Origin of the sequence: Pareuzebyella sediminis (assembly GCF_008367235.1) — a bacterium.
Lineage (GTDB): Bacteria > Bacteroidota > Bacteroidia > Flavobacteriales > Flavobacteriaceae > Pareuzebyella > Pareuzebyella sediminis.
The window spans coordinates 190,744-208,013 of the sequence record NZ_VTZS01000002.1 but is presented as its reverse complement, the minus strand read 5'-3'; the positions used below and the strand labels follow the sequence as shown (position 1 = coordinate 208,013).

Annotated in this window: 17 protein-coding genes; 11 read left to right on the top strand and 6 right to left on the bottom strand. The window is 41.7% G+C overall.

Annotation, left to right across the window (positions count from 1 at the left end; genetic code table 11):
- Nucleotides 1–23: 23 nt before the first annotated feature.
- The 4 genes from F2B13_RS07550 (at nt 24) to F2B13_RS07535 (ending at nt 2,430) form a co-directional block, all read left to right on the top strand.
- Nucleotides 24–533 (top strand): DUF4199 domain-containing protein, encoded by a 510-nt coding sequence (locus F2B13_RS07550; protein WP_149274478.1) that lies wholly within the window; start codon nt 24–26, stop codon nt 531–533.
- Between the two features lie 139 nt (nt 534–672).
- Entirely contained in the window at nt 673–1,059 is a 387-nt protein-coding gene (locus tag F2B13_RS07545) for a VOC family protein (RefSeq protein WP_149274477.1), read from the top strand.
- A gap of 52 nt (nt 1,060–1,111) precedes the next feature.
- The gene (locus F2B13_RS20385; protein ID WP_198439717.1) at nt 1,112–1,843 is read left to right on the top strand and encodes a hypothetical protein; all 732 of its coding nucleotides are present in this window, start codon (nt 1,112–1,114) and stop codon (nt 1,841–1,843) included.
- Nucleotides 1,844–1,938: 95 nt separating this feature from the next.
- Nucleotides 1,939–2,430: a GNAT family N-acetyltransferase gene (locus tag F2B13_RS07535; protein WP_149303914.1), complete on the top strand. Its 492-nt coding sequence runs from the start codon at nt 1,939–1,941 to the stop codon at nt 2,428–2,430.
- 29 nt (nt 2,431–2,459) lie between these two features.
- On the opposite strand, the gene F2B13_RS07530 is transcribed toward F2B13_RS07535, so the two are convergent.
- From F2B13_RS07530 to F2B13_RS07515, 4 genes are all read right to left on the bottom strand, one after another.
- Nucleotides 2,460–4,283: a GNAT family N-acyltransferase gene (locus F2B13_RS07530; protein ID WP_149274475.1), complete on the bottom strand. Its 1,824-nt coding sequence runs from the start codon at nt 4,281–4,283 to the stop codon at nt 2,460–2,462.
- Nucleotides 4,284–4,370: 87 nt separating this feature from the next.
- Nucleotides 4,371–5,621 carry an aspartate kinase gene (locus F2B13_RS07525; protein WP_149274474.1) on the bottom strand — a complete coding sequence of 417 codons (1,251 nt, stop codon included), beginning with the start codon at nt 5,619–5,621 and terminating at the stop codon, nt 4,371–4,373.
- Between the two features lie 64 nt (nt 5,622–5,685).
- Complete coding sequence (locus F2B13_RS07520; protein WP_149274473.1) at nt 5,686–6,021, bottom strand: n-acetylglutamate synthase; 336 nt, start codon at nt 6,019–6,021, stop codon at nt 5,686–5,688.
- 20 nt (nt 6,022–6,041) lie between these two features.
- Entirely contained in the window at nt 6,042–6,518 is a 477-nt protein-coding gene (locus F2B13_RS07515; protein ID WP_149274472.1) for a GNAT family N-acetyltransferase, read from the bottom strand.
- A gap of 109 nt (nt 6,519–6,627) precedes the next feature.
- Between F2B13_RS07515 and fbp the strand changes: the two genes are divergently transcribed.
- Nucleotides 6,628–7,638, top strand: a complete 1,011-nt coding sequence (fbp, locus tag F2B13_RS07510) for a class 1 fructose-bisphosphatase (protein WP_149274471.1) — start codon at nt 6,628–6,630, stop codon at nt 7,636–7,638.
- 15 nt (nt 7,639–7,653) lie between these two features.
- On the opposite strand, the gene F2B13_RS07505 is transcribed toward fbp, so the two are convergent.
- The gene (locus F2B13_RS07505; RefSeq protein WP_149274470.1) at nt 7,654–8,076 is read right to left on the bottom strand and encodes a tellurite resistance TerB family protein; all 423 of its coding nucleotides are present in this window, start codon (nt 8,074–8,076) and stop codon (nt 7,654–7,656) included.
- 246 nt (nt 8,077–8,322) lie between these two features.
- Between F2B13_RS07505 and F2B13_RS07500 the strand changes: the two genes are divergently transcribed.
- The 6 genes from F2B13_RS07500 (at nt 8,323) to F2B13_RS07475 (ending at nt 15,810) form a co-directional block, all read left to right on the top strand.
- A complete protein-coding gene (locus F2B13_RS07500) occupies nt 8,323–9,351 on the top strand; it encodes a ligase-associated DNA damage response exonuclease (RefSeq protein WP_149274469.1) in 1,029 nt (342 codons plus the stop codon).
- A 37-nt stretch (nt 9,352–9,388) separates the two neighbouring features.
- Entirely contained in the window at nt 9,389–11,020 is a 1,632-nt protein-coding gene (locus F2B13_RS07495) for an ATP-dependent DNA ligase (RefSeq protein WP_149274468.1), read from the top strand.
- Nucleotides 11,021–11,085: 65 nt separating this feature from the next.
- Nucleotides 11,086–13,554: a ligase-associated DNA damage response DEXH box helicase gene (locus tag F2B13_RS07490; RefSeq protein ID WP_149274467.1), complete on the top strand. Its 2,469-nt coding sequence runs from the start codon at nt 11,086–11,088 to the stop codon at nt 13,552–13,554.
- 13 nt (nt 13,555–13,567) lie between these two features.
- Nucleotides 13,568–14,200: a ligase-associated DNA damage response endonuclease PdeM gene (pdeM, locus tag F2B13_RS07485; protein WP_149274466.1), complete on the top strand. Its 633-nt coding sequence runs from the start codon at nt 13,568–13,570 to the stop codon at nt 14,198–14,200.
- Between the two features lie 154 nt (nt 14,201–14,354).
- Nucleotides 14,355–14,885, top strand: coding sequence for a hypothetical protein (locus F2B13_RS07480; RefSeq protein WP_149274465.1), 531 nt, complete (start codon nt 14,355–14,357; stop codon nt 14,883–14,885).
- Nucleotides 14,886–15,006: 121 nt separating this feature from the next.
- Entirely contained in the window at nt 15,007–15,810 is an 804-nt protein-coding gene (locus tag F2B13_RS07475; RefSeq protein ID WP_149274464.1) for a tryptophan-rich sensory protein, read from the top strand.
- Nucleotides 15,811–15,883: 73 nt separating this feature from the next.
- Here F2B13_RS07475 and F2B13_RS07470 read toward each other — a convergent pair whose 3' ends face one another.
- Nucleotides 15,884–17,242 (bottom strand): dihydrolipoyl dehydrogenase family protein, encoded by a 1,359-nt coding sequence (locus F2B13_RS07470; protein WP_149274463.1) that lies wholly within the window; start codon nt 17,240–17,242, stop codon nt 15,884–15,886.
- Nucleotides 17,243–17,270: the final 28 nt, after the last annotated feature.

Genomic DNA, 17,270 nt, shown 5'->3' with positions numbered 1-17,270 from the left:
ACTTAACTTATAGGAGGCTTACCATGAACACCACTATCAGAACGTATGGTCTTTATTCCAGTATCACTATTTGTGTTCTATTTTTATTGAGCTGGTTTTTGGGCAAAGACCTTGATTTTTCTACCCAAGAAGTACTCGGTTATGCATCGATGATCGTTTCGCTTTCTTTCGTCTATTTTGGCATTAAGCATTTTAGAGACCACGAGAATAACGGTACGGTTACGTTTGGAAAAGCATTATTCATAGGTACCTTGATAAGTCTTTTAGCCGCTCTTGCCTTCGGGATCTTGGATATGCTATACATTAAATATATCAATCCTGATTTTTTGACGGAATATTACGAAGTTGCGGTAGCAGAAATGAAAGAAAGCCTCGCTTCCGATGAATTTGAGGAAAGATTGGCGGAAATGGAATCGGAAAAAGAACTTTTTTCCAATATTTGGTTCAATTTTCTGGTCATGTCGCTGACAGTTTTCATTATCGGTTTTATCATTTCATTGATTTCGAGCCTTATGCTGCAACGTAAAGACTGAATCATGGCCAACACTAAAATCAAACACAATGCCATTAGGTGCCTTTTGCGTAAGTCAGAATGTCAAATCAAAACAATTTATAAAACCCTTTATGAGGAAAAGTTGTAGGCATAAGAAAAAATAGATAAAACCGCTAGATATGAAAAAAAGAGTTACTGGCTTAGGGGGATTTTTCTTTAAGACCGAAAATCCGGATAAAATTAGGCAATGGTACAGAACCCATCTGGGACTGGATACGGATAAGTATGGTTGTACTTTTTGGTGGAAGGATAAGGAGGGTAAGGATTGCTCCACTCAATGGAGCCCTATGAAGTCCGACACGGACTATTTCAAACCCAGCACATCATCGTTTATGATGAACTTTAGGGTGGCTAATTTAGTTGAATTGTTGGAAGAGTTGAAAAAAGAAGGCGTTACGGTTGTAGGGGAAGTCGAAGAATATGATTACGGAAAATTCGGATGGATATTAGACCCAGATGGCAATAAATTGGAACTCTGGGAACCTGTGGACAAAGCCTTTTTATAGTATTGAAATATTCGGTACATTTAGAACAGTTTAACCGTCAAAAGAAAAAACGATGTCCGGAGATAAAAAAGGTTTTGGAAAAGAAGATGGGAAAGATGCCATTGATAAGCTCAACAAAGGAAAAGGCGATATAAAGGGCGAAGCTTCAAAAAACCTCGAAGAGGCTAGAGAACCTACGGAGTTTCCTAAGGATGAAGCTGGTACTGGAAACAAGAAAAACTTTGGAAAAGGAGAAGGGGAAGATGCTATCGATGGTATTAACCCCGACAAAGGAGATTTGAAAAGCGAAGCATCGAAAGCCACTGATAAAAAAAATGATGCTTCCGAGTCTGTAAAAGAAAAGGCGAAGGAGTTTACGGAAAGTGCTAAGAAAAAAGGAAAAGAATTTAGTGAAGAGGCCAAAGAGACTGCGGATGAATTTGCCAAGGATGCAAAAAAGGCTGCCAACGATTTCAAGGACGACATGAAACAGACATTCGACCCGAACAATCCGGATAGCGGAAAGACGGTAGCCATATTGGCACACATAACCGTAATCGGCTGGATTGTCGCTATCATAATGAATAGTCAAAATAAAACCGAATTTGGAAGCTTTTACATACGACAGACCTTGGGTATTTGGATATTAATGATCATTCTCGGACTCATACCTATCGTGGGATGCCTTTCGGCTATTATTGGACTTGTTTTGATCATAATGAGCCTAATCAATGCGGCAAATAACAAAATGGTACCCACCGTGGGTGTTGGCCATCTCTTTCAGGACTGGTTCAAAAGCCTTTAATTCAACTCACTTTATAGGTCTAATAGGGCTTTTTAAGTTCCTAATCATAAAATATTGCATGACCTAAGTGAAATAGGCTAGCATGAAAATGTAATATGGAGATAAGATCTATGCAGGCCCAAGATTGGGTAAAGGTTTCGGAAATCTATGCTGAAGGTATTGCCACAGGGTTTGCCACCTTTGAAACGACGGTACCGCCCTATGAAACTTGGGATAAAGCACACCTAAAATCTTGCCGTTTGGTGGCCATAGATGATCCTCATGTTTTAGGATGGGCTGCTTTGTCGCCAGTCTCGAGCAGATGTGTATACGGGGGCGTAGCGGAGATCAGTGTGTATGTGTCGAAAAACCATCGCGGTAGAGGGGTGGGCAAAGCCCTACTGGAAACCTTAATAGCTCTAAGCGAAAAAGAAGGGTTCTGGACTCTACAGTCCGGCGTATTCCCAGAAAATCAAGGGAGTATTGCGCTTCATTATAAAATGGGGTTTCGACATATAGGAAAAAGGGAAAGGATCGGAAAACTTGACGGAGTTTGGAAAGACAATCTTTTGTTCGAACGAAGAAGTACCACTGTCGGAATCGATTAAACTCATGCACCGATACTTCCTGAAAAGACCTATGAACCTAATTCGCTTTGTTGGGCTTCCATCAACTTGCGTTCTAGCTCAGCTTGAAATTCTTCCATAACCGGCTTGACCGTGCTTTCTGGCAAATCTGCAATTTTGATGTACATTAGACCGTCAACGGCATTGTTAAAAAGGGGGTCAACATTAAAAGCGACCACCTTGGCATTTTGCTTGATGTATTTCTTGATCAAGACGGGCAGACGAAGGTTTCCTGGTTCGACCTCATCGATCAAACGATCGAACTTATTTAAATCGGCCTGCGTTTCATCAAAAACGAACTCTTTATCGGCATCCTTCAATTTGACTTTGAATTCTTTCTTCGGTCTTACATATTGCGCCACATAGGGGTCCCAGTAGTTACTCTTCATGAACTCGATCATCAACGATTTCGAAAAATTTGAAAATTGATTGCTGATACTCACCCCACCGATCAAATACTTGTGCTCAGGGTGTCGCAAAGTTGTGTGAACGATACCCTTCCACAATAAAAACAAGGGCATGGGCTTTTGCTGATATTCTTTCATGATGTATGCGCGGCCCATCTCAATGGATTGTGCCATCATACCAAAAAGCTCTGGTTCAAAACGAAAAAGGTCTTGCAGATAAAATCCATCAATACCATACTTCTTAAAAATACGTGATCCCAACCCCATTCGATAGGCACCCGCTATTACCTTGGCCTCATTGTCCCATAAGAACATATGGTGATAGTAGGCATCGAACTTATCGATATCGATAGAGTTATTGGTGCCCTCCCCAATTTCCCGAAAGGTTATCTCACGCTGCCTACCAATCTCTTGCAAGGTGAAAGGCATTTCTTGGGCAGGGGCCAAAAAGACTTCGTAGTTCTTGCTCTGAAGCATTCTTCTATCTTTTTCAATAAGTTTCTCAATTTCTCCCTGTATTACTTCCGCACGAATCGCCTTGGCAATTTTTCGTGGCTGTTTGGGTAATTTCAGGGTAGTCTGAAACTGATGGATGAGGCGTTCCCTTTCATACACATTCGATAGAATATAAGTCTTTCTGCGCAAAAGCTCGGTATATTCATCCAACGTAAGTTGCTCGTTCTGGGTATCCACCGAAATAGGCTGTCCGATACGTACTTTAATGGGTCTTTTGTGTTGTGAATATACTTCTGAGGGTAGCTTGGCGGTTCGAAAGACATCGCTTATTTTGGCCAAACGATAGAAGAGTTTACTGTTACGAGCATGAAAATAAATGGGTACCACGGGTACTTGGGCCTTTCGAATAAGCTTAATTGCGGCAGGCTCCCAAGCCTTATCCACAATAATTTGACCTTCTTTTTGTGTAGAGACCTCACCAGCAGGGAAAATCCCGACAGGATGCCCCTCCTTGAGATGGAGCATAGCTTTTTTAAAGCCGACCATACTATTTTTGACCTCCTTATGGTTTTCGAATGGATTTACGGGAAATATGTAGGATTCCAAAGGTTCGAATCGCTGTAGTAAAAAATTAGCCATAACCTTATAGTCAGGTCTATGGGCCAACATCAATTTCAGTAAAACAATTCCATCTATCCCGCCCAAGGGGTGATTGCTTATCGTAATAAAAGGACCACCGTCTTTAGGCAACCGTTTTAATTCATCGACCGGGATTTCATAATCAATTTCATAGAGGTTCAGAACAGCATCGATAAAGTCTTTTCCGTTGAGGTGACTGATCTTATCATACCGCCGATTCATATGAGAGATTTTGGTAACCTTGAGAATAAGCCAAGCCAGAAAGGTGCCCAAGATTCCGTATTTATCGAGATTGGTAGCTTGGGCCACTTCTTTTGCGGTCACTAAACCCATAGTGTTCTTGTCTATTTGATATCTGCTAAGATAGGAAAAACACTAAAGGCGGAACAGGTAAGACCAATTTAGTCTATGGCACAAATGTTATTTTACGACCAACTGAACTGTCTCCTTACCTCGTTGCTCCAGAAGGATTTCGTGCCCGTTTTGAAGGGATTCAATCGCCTTTTCATCGAAATGACGTATGGTATATAGCGAGACACCCTCATGATGCACAACTTTGAACCTGCTCTTAAGGATATTCAAAAGTTCTTCCAGCCTTCCAAAACGATTGTCTACACAGACAGAAAAACTAATGGCCGAGTTTTGAATGAGATCTACCTTCATTTTGTGATCGTGCATAAGTTTAAATAGCTCGCTAATGCTATCTTCGACGATAAAGGAAAAATCGAGGGAAGATAGTTTCATCAATACCTGGTTCTTTTTTACGATAAAACAAGGTACTTTGGGTTCTATACCAATACCTTTTCCAACTGTAGTTCCCGGGTCTTTCGGGTTGATGAAAGACTTGACATGCAACGGTATCTCTTTTTGTTGCAAGGGTTGTAATGTTTTGGGATGAATAACCGAAGCTCCGTAGAAGGCCAATTCTATGGCTTCTCTATATGATATATTATTAAGTAGCTGAGGATCCTTAAAATACCGAGGGTCGGCGTTTAACACTCCCGGTACATCTTTCCATATGGTTACGGAATCGGCATTTAGGCAATAGGCAAGAATAGCCGCTGTGTAGTCGGACCCCTCCCGCCCCAAGGTCGTGGTGAAATTGTTGTCGTCGCTGCCTAAGAAACCTTGTGTAATATTTAGCTTTGACCTATCAATGTTAGTTGAAATTTGTTCTTGGGTCTTCTCCCAATTCACCGAAACATCACGATAACTATTGTTCGTTTTGATAAAGTCACGAATATCAACCCAAGTGTTCTGTATTCCGATATCACTGAGATATGCGCTAATTATAGTAGTCGAGATAAGCTCACCGTAACCTACGACCTGATCATAGACGAAATTATACTTGGGTGATTTGTTCCACGCTAAAAAACCCTTGACCTCTTCAAAAAGTGCTCTTACCTTACGAAAAATTTCATGGCTTCCATTAGTAAACAAATCCTTTAAGATGCTATCGTGGTAAGCAATGGTCTCCTGAATTGCAGAAGACATTTCTGATTTATTGTTAAAATAGGCGTTGACAATCGCCTCCATGGCATTCGTAGTCTTGCCCATGGCCGAGATGACCAATATGGTATTGTCATAGCCGGTCTCTTGTAAAACCTTCACTACATTTTTAACGCCCTCGGCATCCTTAACGGAAGCCCCTCCAAATTTAAAAACTCTCATAGATATCGTTTCTTTAACCAATTTGATTCTCACACTGTGCTACAGAGCGAAATCCTATCACTTTTTATAGTTCTACTAAAATGGACTTTCCCTCAGATCGATCTCCACTGGTCCATTGCCAACTTTCAAACAATCTAATCTTTCCATCGGCATCCATTTCAGGCCTAGACATACATTTTCCCGTCATTAAAACACCTTCTGTGTTCACTTGGTGATAACGCATATCGATAGTGCCATGTTGATCGACAATTCCTATTAAATGACCTTTAACAATTTTACCGCCCTGATATTCAGAAGTCAAAATTGCCCCCTCCTGTCGATAATGAAAAATAGTCTCCTCTGAAGCCTCTGCGTTATCGGAGCTGTGTAAAGGTTTGAATTTTTTATTGTTATAGTTCATAGCCTATTAGAAAATACGTATCAACTGTGCAAAAAGCGTTCAATTCCCATTTCGTCCAATTGTACGACGTCCCAGTCGCGCATCACCTTGGCGCCTTTGCTTTCATAAAACTGAATGGCCGGTTCGTTCCAATCCAATACTTCCCAGCTAATTCGTTTGACTCCAAGCTGTTTGCCATATTTCACGACCTCGGTCAAAAGAGCCGATCCTAAACCACTGCCACGCATCTTCTTGGTAACGATTAGATCTTCTAAATGTACGACAGGTCCCTTCCATGTTGAGTATCTAGGATAAAACAGGGCCATTCCCACAATTTCATCGGCAACCTCCCCCACAAAACAGTGGAATAAGGGTACTGTACCAAAGCCATGACTTATCAAATCTTCAACACAAATTTCAACCGCATCGGCCTCTTTTTCAAATTGGGCTAGCTCTTGCACTAACTTATGAACCTGGGCCATATCATCAGCTTCTGCTTTTCGAACTGTAAACTTCATATTGTTATAAATAAAACACAAAGTTATAAATTTCAAAAACGTATATCGGTCATTTCCCACATAGTTTCACAAAATTCCCGATATTTGTGGACAACCCAACAGTCTGTCTATGACATCCACCAAAAAAAAGACATTAGGCGAGTTTATAATAGAGAATCAGGCTTCCTTTCAATACTCTTCCGGTGAACTTTCGAAATTGATCAATGCTCTTCGGCTCGCTGCCAAAGTGGTAAACCATGAGGTCAACAAAGCAGGTTTGGTAGATATTCTAGGAAAGGCAGGGGAAACCAATATTCAAGGGGAAGACCAACAAAAGTTAGACGTCTTTGCCAATGAAAAATTTATAAAGACCCTTACCAATCGTGAAATAGTCTGTGGCATTGCCTCAGAGGAGGAAGATGATTTTATTACTATAAACAGTAATGATGAGAACCACCAAAATAAATATGTGGTACTTATTGACCCTTTAGATGGCTCATCTAATGTTGATGTCAATGTCTCGGTAGGTACGATTTTCTCCATTTATCGAAGAATTACCCCAATCGGCACTCCGGTTACCCTCGAAGATTTTCTTCAACCTGGTAAGAATCAAGTAGCGGCAGGGTATATAGTGTATGGCACTTCGACCATGTTGGTCTATACGACTGGTGACGGGGTGAACGGGTTTACCCTAAATCCGGCTATCGGTACTTTTTATCTCTCGCACCCCAATATGCAATTTCCTGAAACCGGTAAAATTTATTCTGTAAATGAAGGTAATTATGTGCATTTTCATCAAGGAGTTAAAGATTATATAAAATACTGTCAAAAAGAGGAGGGTGACAGGCCCTATACATCGAGATATATAGGTTCTCTGGTTTCCGATTTTCATCGGAACATGATTAAAGGGGGTATCTATATGTATCCGAAGAGCAGTGTCACCGAAGAAGGCAAGTTAAGGCTACTCTATGAATGCAACCCTATGGCCTTTATCGCTGAACAGGCCAACGGCCTTGCCATTGGCGGCAAGAGCAGAATTCTAGACGTTCAGCCTAGAGAGTTACATCAAAGAATACCCTTTTTCTGCGGCAGTCGAAAAATGGTTAAAAAACTTGAGGAGTTTTTAAAAAAGTACCATTAGATCATTCTAAAAGACCTAATGTTTCAATAGATAAAGGTAGTCATCAAAATCAATTCGACCACTAAAAATATCCACGGATTTCTCGATGACCGTATCGGCCTGTTGACCTGAAAAGCCTAAGCCGATGGCATACTTCTTCAAAAGCAACATTTCTTGTTCATCGATAATGTGATCTGAGAATATAATCCGAAAAAGATCGTATAGTCGCTCCAAGCGTCTTTCAGAATTATGCGGAGGGTCAATGGGGTACTTGTTCTCCTTCTTCATGACCTCTTTGTACTCCTCTTCGGTAATATCCAATTTACTGGCAAAGCGGTCTAACATCATCTTTTCCTCCTTGCTCACCTCACCATCTACACTGGCCAAGGTCGCTATAGCCGCAAAATGGGCAAGGTTTCTTCTGTGTTCTCCACTTGAATATAAATCTGCAATTGCCATATCTAATATTTTATAGGCAGCAAATATAATTTTTTTAGAGGTCATTTTAGCTATCACATTAATTATTTTGGTCTTTCCCTAGACCTGAAAGCTGGTAAAAAAGAGCCATAAATCTGTATCGGGCGCTTATTAGAGTTATCATCATCCGAACAAAAGATTAACTGCTCTTATGTGGGTATACAAAAGGGTCTACCACTAAAAATAGTAGGTCACTAATTTTAAGTTTTTATGTACCTTTCAAATGCTATGGAAAAACCGCTTCTTGAATTCACCGAAAAGGGTATTTATTGCGCAAAGGCCAAGGTCTATATAGATCCATGGAAACCCGTTGACAATGCGATTATCAGTCACGGGCATGCGGACCACAGCCGGTGGGGACATAAACATTATATCACTCATCATAGCAATGTACCTATAATCAAACACAGGTTGGGCGACATTACGGTTGCAGGCAAGGAATGGGGAGAAAGTTTTACCGTTAACAATGTGAAATTCAGCCTACATCCCGCAGGTCATATCATCGGATCTTCTCAAATAAGAGTAGAACATAAAGGAAATGTATGGGTATTTACCGGGGACTATAAGACAGAAAACGATGGTGTTTGTGTATCCTATGAACCGGTCGAATGTCATACGTTCATTACCGAATGTACCTTCGGCCTACCTGCATTCAAATGGACCCCGCAGCGCGAAGTTTTCGAGAATATTAATCAATGGTGGTACGAGAATAAATCTGAAGGGAAAACATCGGTACTTTTTGGTTATTCTTTGGGAAAAGCACAACGCTTATTAAAACATCTAGATACTGATATCGGAAGAATATATACCCATGGAGCTGTGGAGAATATGACCGAAGTACTACGGCCGCTGGTCGATTTTCCCAAAACTGTACGTATTACCAAGGAAACCAAAAAACAAGAACTTATTGGAAACATTGTCATTGCGCCCCCAAGTGCCCATGGCAGTACTTGGATCCGTAAAATGGTACCCTATGTTACTGCTGCTGCCAGTGGTTGGATGACCTTTCGAGGCGCTCGCCGACGACGGGCCATAGACAAGGGCTTTGTACTAAGTGACCATTGTGATTGGCAAGGCCTTCTCGATTGTATACGGTCGACGGGAGCCGAAAAAATTATTTGCACCCACGGATATACGGAAATATTTTCCAGATACCTGCGTGAACAAGGATATGATGCCCGTACGGAAGAAACGCAGTATGAGGGAGAGTCTTCAGAATTGAACACCCCTGATGGAGAGGACATTAAGATCCGTTAGGGTATACCAAAAATTCAAACCCTTTGAACACTATCGAATGAGAAAATTCGCTCAGCTTATCAAAACACTCGACAGTACGAACAAAACCAATATAAAGGTAGCTGCCTTAACCGAATACTTCAACATGGCCGATGACCATGATAAAGTTTGGACCATCGCCATTCTTTCACACCGACGTCCACCTCGACCTGTCAACACTACATTGCTAAGACAATGGGCTTCGGAGCTGGCCAATATCCCTCTCTGGCTTTTTGAAGAAAGCTACCATATAGTAGGGGATCTTGCGGAAACCATTGCACTAGTAGTTCCTTCCACATCATCTTCTACCGATAAAAGCCTAACCCAATTTTTGGAAGAGATGATTATCCTGAAAAAAAAATCAGATCAAGACAAAAAATCGTACCTCTACCAAAACTGGAAGGCCCTTGATTACTACGAACGCTTTGTTTTCACCAAGCTGATTACCGGAGGCTTTCGTATTGGGGTGAGTCAAAAATTAATGACCAGGGCCCTCGCCAAGTCTACCCAAATCGATGAAGATATACTTGCTTACAAGCTGATGGGCAATTGGGACCCCAGCACCATTTCTTTTCAAAAACTTATTCTCGAAGAGAATGAAAGCGACTTTCTCTCGAAACCGTATCCGTTTTACTTGGCCTACGCCTTGGAAGGAGAAGTAGAAAATCTGGGTGATGTTTCCAAATGGTCAGTTGAACATAAATGGGACGGTATTCGCTGCCAAGTTATCTTGCGCAATAATGAAATTTTTGTTTGGAGTCGAGGTGAAGAACTCGTCACCGATAAATACCCGGAATTTGAAAGTCTCATTGACGTCATCCCGAACGGCACCGTCATCGATGGCGAAATATTACCTTTTCCTAAAGGAGAAATCGGCACCTTTAACGACCTGCAGAAACGCATAGGGCGGAAAACAGTCTCAAGAACGCTATTAAAAAAGATTCCCGTGGTACTAAAGGCTTATGATCTCTTGGAGTGGAAGGGCAAAGATATCCGGGAAAAACCGTTTATGGAAAGAAGGAGGCTTTTAGAGCAACTCTATCACAAAAGCTTCAATACTACAAATCCTGATATGGCCAATATATCGGACAGGCTACCGCTCTATATTTCCGAAACCATGCATTTCGACACTTGGGAGGCACTGACCGAAGAACGGGAGCTTTCCCGTGAAAAGCATAGTGAAGGACTTATGCTAAAGAGAAAGGATTCACCCTATTTGGTAGGAAGAAAGAAAGGGGATTGGTGGAAATGGAAGGTAGACCCGCTAACCATAGACGCTGTCTTGACCTATGCCATGCGCGGCCATGGTCGTAGAAGCAATCTTTTTACCGACTATACTTTCGCCCTATGGAATGAAAGCGAAGATGGAGAAAAAGAATTGGTCACTTTTGCAAAGGCCTATTCAGGGCTCACCGACGCTGAATTTCGAAAGGTCGACAATTGGATAAAAAAAAACACCCTTGAACGTTTCGGCCCGGTACGAAGTGTTACCCCTCATCATGTTTTTGAAATAGCCTTTGAAGGTATAGCCCCTTCAAAACGACATAAAAGCGGGGTGGCCACCCGATTTCCAAGAATTTTGAGATGGCGGCAAGACAAATCGATACACGAGGCCAACACCTTGGATGATTTAAAGGCTTTGATCATATAATGTAGCGACATGACACGAGAAAAGCTAATCGCAGTAAAAAGTATGATCCCTAATACTTTTTCAGTATGACCAGAGAAGAACTATATACGATTGCCCAAAATTGGTTCCAGCAACAAAACTGGAAACCCTTTAAGTTTCAGAAAGATACTTGGAACGCTTTTTTACAGGGCAAAAACGGCCTACTGAACGCACCAACGGGTAGCGGAAAGACCTATGCCCTTTGGTTTCCAATAGTATTGAACTACATTAAAAAAAATCCAGGGTATAAAAGCAATCATAAGAAAGGGTTAAAGGCCGTATGGATCACCCCACTTAGGGCCCTTTCACAAGAAATCAAACAATCGGCTGAACGTGTCACCCACGATCTGAATACCCAGATGACCGTGGGTATCCGAACCGGGGATACCACTACCAAAGAAAGGGCTCAACAGAAAAAACAAATGCCCGATCTATTAATCACGACTCCTGAAAGCCTACAACTATTATTGGCCACTAAAGGTTATGATAAAATTTTCAAGGATTGCTCGGCCATTGTGGTCGACGAATGGCATGAACTTCTCGGTACTAAAAGGGGCGTTCAAATGGAACTTGCCCTATCACGACTCAAAACGATTTGTAGAGACCTACGCATTTGGGGTATTTCTGCTACCATAGGCAATCTTGAACAGGCTAGACAAGTACTATTGGGCCCGGCTTCGAAAGCATTACAAAACTCCGTTATGATTAGGGCCAATCTAAAGAAAAAGATTACCGTAAAAAGCATCATTCCCAAAAAAATGGAGACCTTCCCTTGGCGAGGGCATTTGGGGCTTCACTTATTGGAGTATGTCGTACCTATCATCAATAACAGCAAAACGACGCTGCTGTTTACCAATACGCGAAGTCAATGTGAGATTTGGTTTCAAAAAATATTGGAGAAACATCCAGAATATGCCGGGGAAATAGCTATGCACCATGGCAGCATCAACAAAGAAACCCGCTATTGGGTCGAAAATGCGATACGCAATGAAACTTTGAAAGCGGTGGTATGTACGTCAAGCCTTGATCTGGGTGTTGATTTCGCCCCTGTTGAGACGGTCGTACAGATCGGTGGCCCGAAGGGGGTGGCACGTTTTCTGCAGCGTGCCGGCAGAAGTGGGCACCGCCCAGGCAAGGAAAGTGTTATTCATTTTTTGCCCACCCATGCCATTGAGCTTATCGAGGCGTCAGCTCTACAACAAGCGGTCAAACAGAATGCGGTGGAAGATCGAATACCTTATTTGAATAGTTTTGACGTCTTGTTGCAATATTTGACCACCTTGGCCATTTCGAACGGTTTTTTCCCTAAAGAAATCTTTCATGAAGTGCGTCAGACCTTTTGTTTCCAAGACTTATCCCAAGATCAATGGCAATGGTTGCTGAACTTCTTGGTTATGGGCAGTCAAAGCCTACAATCTTATGACGAGTATAAAAAAGTTGAAGTAGAGGAGAACGGTAAATTCAAAGTCAATAATCGTGGGGTGGCCATGCGCCATCGATTTCAAATCGGCACTATCGTCGGGGATGCCAACCTAACGGTAAAATATCAAAAAGGGGGGTATATCGGCACCATTGAAGAATTTTTCATTTCAAAACTGAATAAAGGAGACGTATTCACTTTCGCGGGCCGGAATCTTGAATTCATTCGCATTAAAGACATGCAGGTATTTGTTAAAAACTCCAAGAAAAAAACAAGTAAGGTCTCCAGTTGGATGGGAAGTCGGCTTACTCTTTCTGCACAAATGTCTAAGCTCTTACGCGAAGAGCTCTATACTTCTAGGGAAGATCCAGAAAAACAATCCGTAGAAATACGTTCATTGTCCCATCTTTTCAAACGGCAGAGACGAGAAAGTATCGTTCCGAGGTCTGAAGAGTTCTTGATAGAAACTTTTAAGACACGAGATGGATACCATCATTTGTTCTATCCCTTTGAAGGGAGATTCGTGCATGAGGCCATGGGGAGTCTTCTTGGGTATCGCATCAGCCTTCTGGCCCCGATTACCTTTTCACTAGCTTTTAATGATTACGGATTCGAATTATTATCAGATAAGGAAATCGACATACAGCAAGTCATCGACAACAATCTGTTCACCGCCGATCATTTATTGGACGACTTGCAAAAAAGCCTCAACGCCACCGAGATGGCGCGGCGGAAGTTTCGGGATATTGCCATCATCAGTGGGTTGGTATTTACAGGGTATCCCCACAAAGGGATAAAAATGAAACACCTTCAAAGCAATTCGCAGCTCTTATTCGAAGTTTTCAGGGATTACGAGCCTGAAAACCTACTATTTCAACAGGCATTTATCGAAACGTTCCAGCACCAATTGGAAGAAGGTCGTTTACGTCTGTCCCTAGAGCGTATTGCCGAGCAAAAAATCATTTGGAAACCCTGCAAAAACCCTACTCCTTTCGCCTTTCCGCTGATAACCGATAGACTCAGCCGCGAAAGACTATCGAGTGAAAAATTGACTGACCGAATAAAGAGAATGGCAGCTATTTTGGCAAAGAAATAGCTACTTTTGAGATATGACCCAATCCATTCAAATAAGAAAAAACACCTTTATAATGCATCCCACAGGATCACTTTTTTGGAAAGAGCGATCCATACTTTTAATCAGCGATGTGCACCTTGGGAAAGTCTCCCATTTTAGAAAGTTCGGGGCAGCGGTGCCGCAAAAAGCCATTCTCAAAAACTTTGTTCTTATGGACGAGGCGATAAACTTCTTTCATCCACAAGACATCATTTTTTTAGGCGACCTTTTCCATTCTTCCCTTAACAAAGAATGGCAACTTTTCGAAAAATGGGCCCATTCTCGAACGTCAAAAATGGTCTTGGTGGTGGGAAATCATGATATTATCTCTCCTTTAAAATATGAAAATCTGGGAATAGAAGTGGTTCCCGAACTCCAGATCGATGGCTTCCTTTTAACACATCATCCCGAAGAGCGTGAAGGATTTTTCACCTTTTCGGGCCACATTCATCCAGCAGTACGTCTACATGGCGCTGGGCGTCAATCTTTACGGCTATCTTGTTTTTTTAAAACGAAATATCAAATGATACTCCCTGCCTTCGGTGCGTTTACCGGCAGTCACGTACTTGAGACCGATACGCATAACGAAATCTTTGTAATGGCCCATAACGAAGTACTCAAAATCTGAAACTCTACATAACCGATCATGGCTGCACCACAAAATCGAATAAATCAAAAACATTATGATATGGCACCATTTTCTTCTAAAAAAACTGCTAATTTTATGGTGGAGAGATAAGATCTTTTTTATAAAAAAAGCAACTGAACATTAAATTAAAATCATGAAAAAACAAATTCTACTATTAATTTGCGCGCTTTCTTCAACACTCTTTGTAACGGCCCAAGAGTTTGGCCAAGGCACGAATGTTATCAATGCCGGAATTGGTTTGGGAGGAGATTTTGATGTGTATCGTGGTCCTAGTGAAAGCCCGGGTTTTAGTGTGAGCTATGAAAGAGGTATTTGGGAAGTTGGAGGCCCTGGCGTTATTAGTCTAGGGGGCTACCTAGGATTTAAGGCGTACAAATATGACAACGACGATAGATGGAGATATACCATCATCGGAGTACGCGGTGCCTATCACTTTCTTGGTCTTGACGTGGACAATCTTGATGTATATGGCGGTGTTATGGCTTCCTATAACATCCTTTCTTATGATAACGACACGTATGACGCTTTCGGGGACTTTAGCAGTCGCCCTGGAGGCACGGTATTCGTAGGTGGGCGCTGGTATTTCACCGAAGCCTTCGGCGTGTTTGCAGAGGCTGGTTATGGGGCCGCATTTTTGACAGCGGGAGCCTCGTTAAGGTTTTAGAGGCCTTATAATTGCCTTGGTTTGATTCGAAAAATGTTGGGCTTTTTACAATAGTTTATTAATCAGGCTCCGAGCTTACATAGAAGTTCCCCCAAAATATTTTTAATTCAAACAGCGTATTTTGAACGTACGAAAGCTTGTCCTATTCAATCTTTGGTCGGTAATCTTGGTGATATCGGTCAACTACATATCGCAGTCTCTACGTCTTAACGGAACCACCATAGGAGAGGTCAGTGAACGGTATGACAATCTATTTACGCCCGCATCGTATGCCTTTGCCATTTGGGGGGTGATTTTTCTAGGTCTATTTTTATTTAGCCTTTTTCAATTGCGAAGGGCTTATTTCAGTCAAAAAAGAACGGATTTCATCGTTCAGATAGGCTATTGGTTCGCGATTGCCAATACACTCAACGCCCTTTGGGTATTTGCTTTCGTGTACGATTACGTGGCTCTTTCGGTTCTTATCATGTTGGGCATTCTTTTTTCCCTGATTAAAATCATTTTGAACACCAATATGGAACGCTGGGATGCCCCTATTGAAATCATCGCTTTTGTGTGGTGGCCTATCTGTCTGTATAGTGGTTGGATTGCCGTAGCCACCATAGCCAATATAGCCGCTTATTTGACCAAACTGAACTGGAACGGAGCTCCATTTTCACCAGAAACCTGTACAATCGCTCTTATCGTTATAGCCACGGTGATCAATCTTGTAATGATTTGGAAAAGAAACATGCGTGAATTTGCGGCAGTAGGCGTTTGGGCATTATTCGCTATTTTTATTCGACATCGAGAAGCCTACGAAAATATTGCACAGACAGCACTTGTATGCAGTAGTATTATTCTAATCGCAATTATGGTCCACGGTTACCATAATAGAAAAACCAACCCAGTTCATAAATTGATGCAAAGGCTTCGAAAAAGCTAAGGCACTTTGTTTGATTTCAATTATCGGTTACCCGCACTAATAAATACGCACACTAAAAAGTTACACCAACTCCTTACACCATACTTTTCAGGTCGTTGCTCCATGAAGGATAAGTGAAAATAGTCGCTTGAAATTCATCGGCCTTCATTTTGGCTTTGATGGCCATTGTGAAAATATTGATGGTCTCCGCTGCATTCGGGCCTAACAAATGTGCTCCTACGATTTCTTCGTTACGGGCATTCAATATCACCTTATACGAGTAGACAGGTGCATTGATACGTTTAGCATTGAACCAATTGGAAACAGATGCTTGGTTGACGATTATATTTTTATATCGGCTTCTGGCCTCTTCCTCTGAATGCCCTACCGAAGCAAGATGTGGTAAGGTAAATACCACTGAGGGAATTATATCAAGGTCGATTTGTTTTCGGTTTCCCTTGATAATGTTTTCAGCGACCACGTAGCCTTCTCTTCCTGATAATGGGGTGAGCGGCAGCCCATGGTCAGAAACGTCTCCACAAGCATATACGTTGTCATTGGAAATGCTTTGAAGAAACGCATTGGATTGAATTCCCTTATCACTGAAAGCTACATCACCTTTTTCTAAATCAAGTTTTGCAATGGAAGGCACACGTCCTGAAGTATTGAAAACCGAACGGCATTTTATAATTTTTGATTTTCCATTCTTCTTATAGGTAAGCTTATAATTTTTTAGAAGCCTTTCGACCGATTTCGTTTCCGCTTTGAAAATGAATTTAATTCCCATTTTCTTTGAGTACTCCGTTAACTGCTCCACTAAATCGGGGTCGAACGGAGTGAGTGCCCGCTCCGACGTATCGACTACGGTTACTTCGCAGCCGGCCCTTGCAGCCATGTGGGCAAATTCCATACCCACATAACCTGCTCCCAAAAAAACAATACTCTTGGGAAGTTTTTTAAGATTTAAAAAGTCATCACTGTTCTTAAGATATTTGCTCCCTTTAAAAGACAAAGGTCTCGGTTCATAACCTGTAGCGATTACGATTTTATCGGCATCAACGGTCTTTCCCTCTACGGATAAGGTTTGGGTATCCAAAAATTTAGGGGATTGATGGTAAAGGGTAATACCGGCAGCACTTAAATTTTCTTCTGTCTTTTTAGGAATCGACCTTGTAAACTTCCTTTTAAATTTCTGTAGGTCCCCCCATCTAAGTTTAGGTGCTTTTTGTATCCCCTTATTCTTTAAATGTTCTGCCCTTTCCAGAATTTCGGTCGCCCCGAGCAATACTTTTTTCGGGTCACATCCCCGGTTTGCACAAGTACCCCCAAATTCTCGTTTATCAGCAATGGCGGTTTTCAAACCTGCCTTTGCACAGGCCATGGCAACAGTTTGACCAGCAATGCCGCTTCCTATAACGAACACGTCGAATTTTTCATTACTATTTTGTTCCATTTTCTTCTTTCTATTATATTCTACCTCT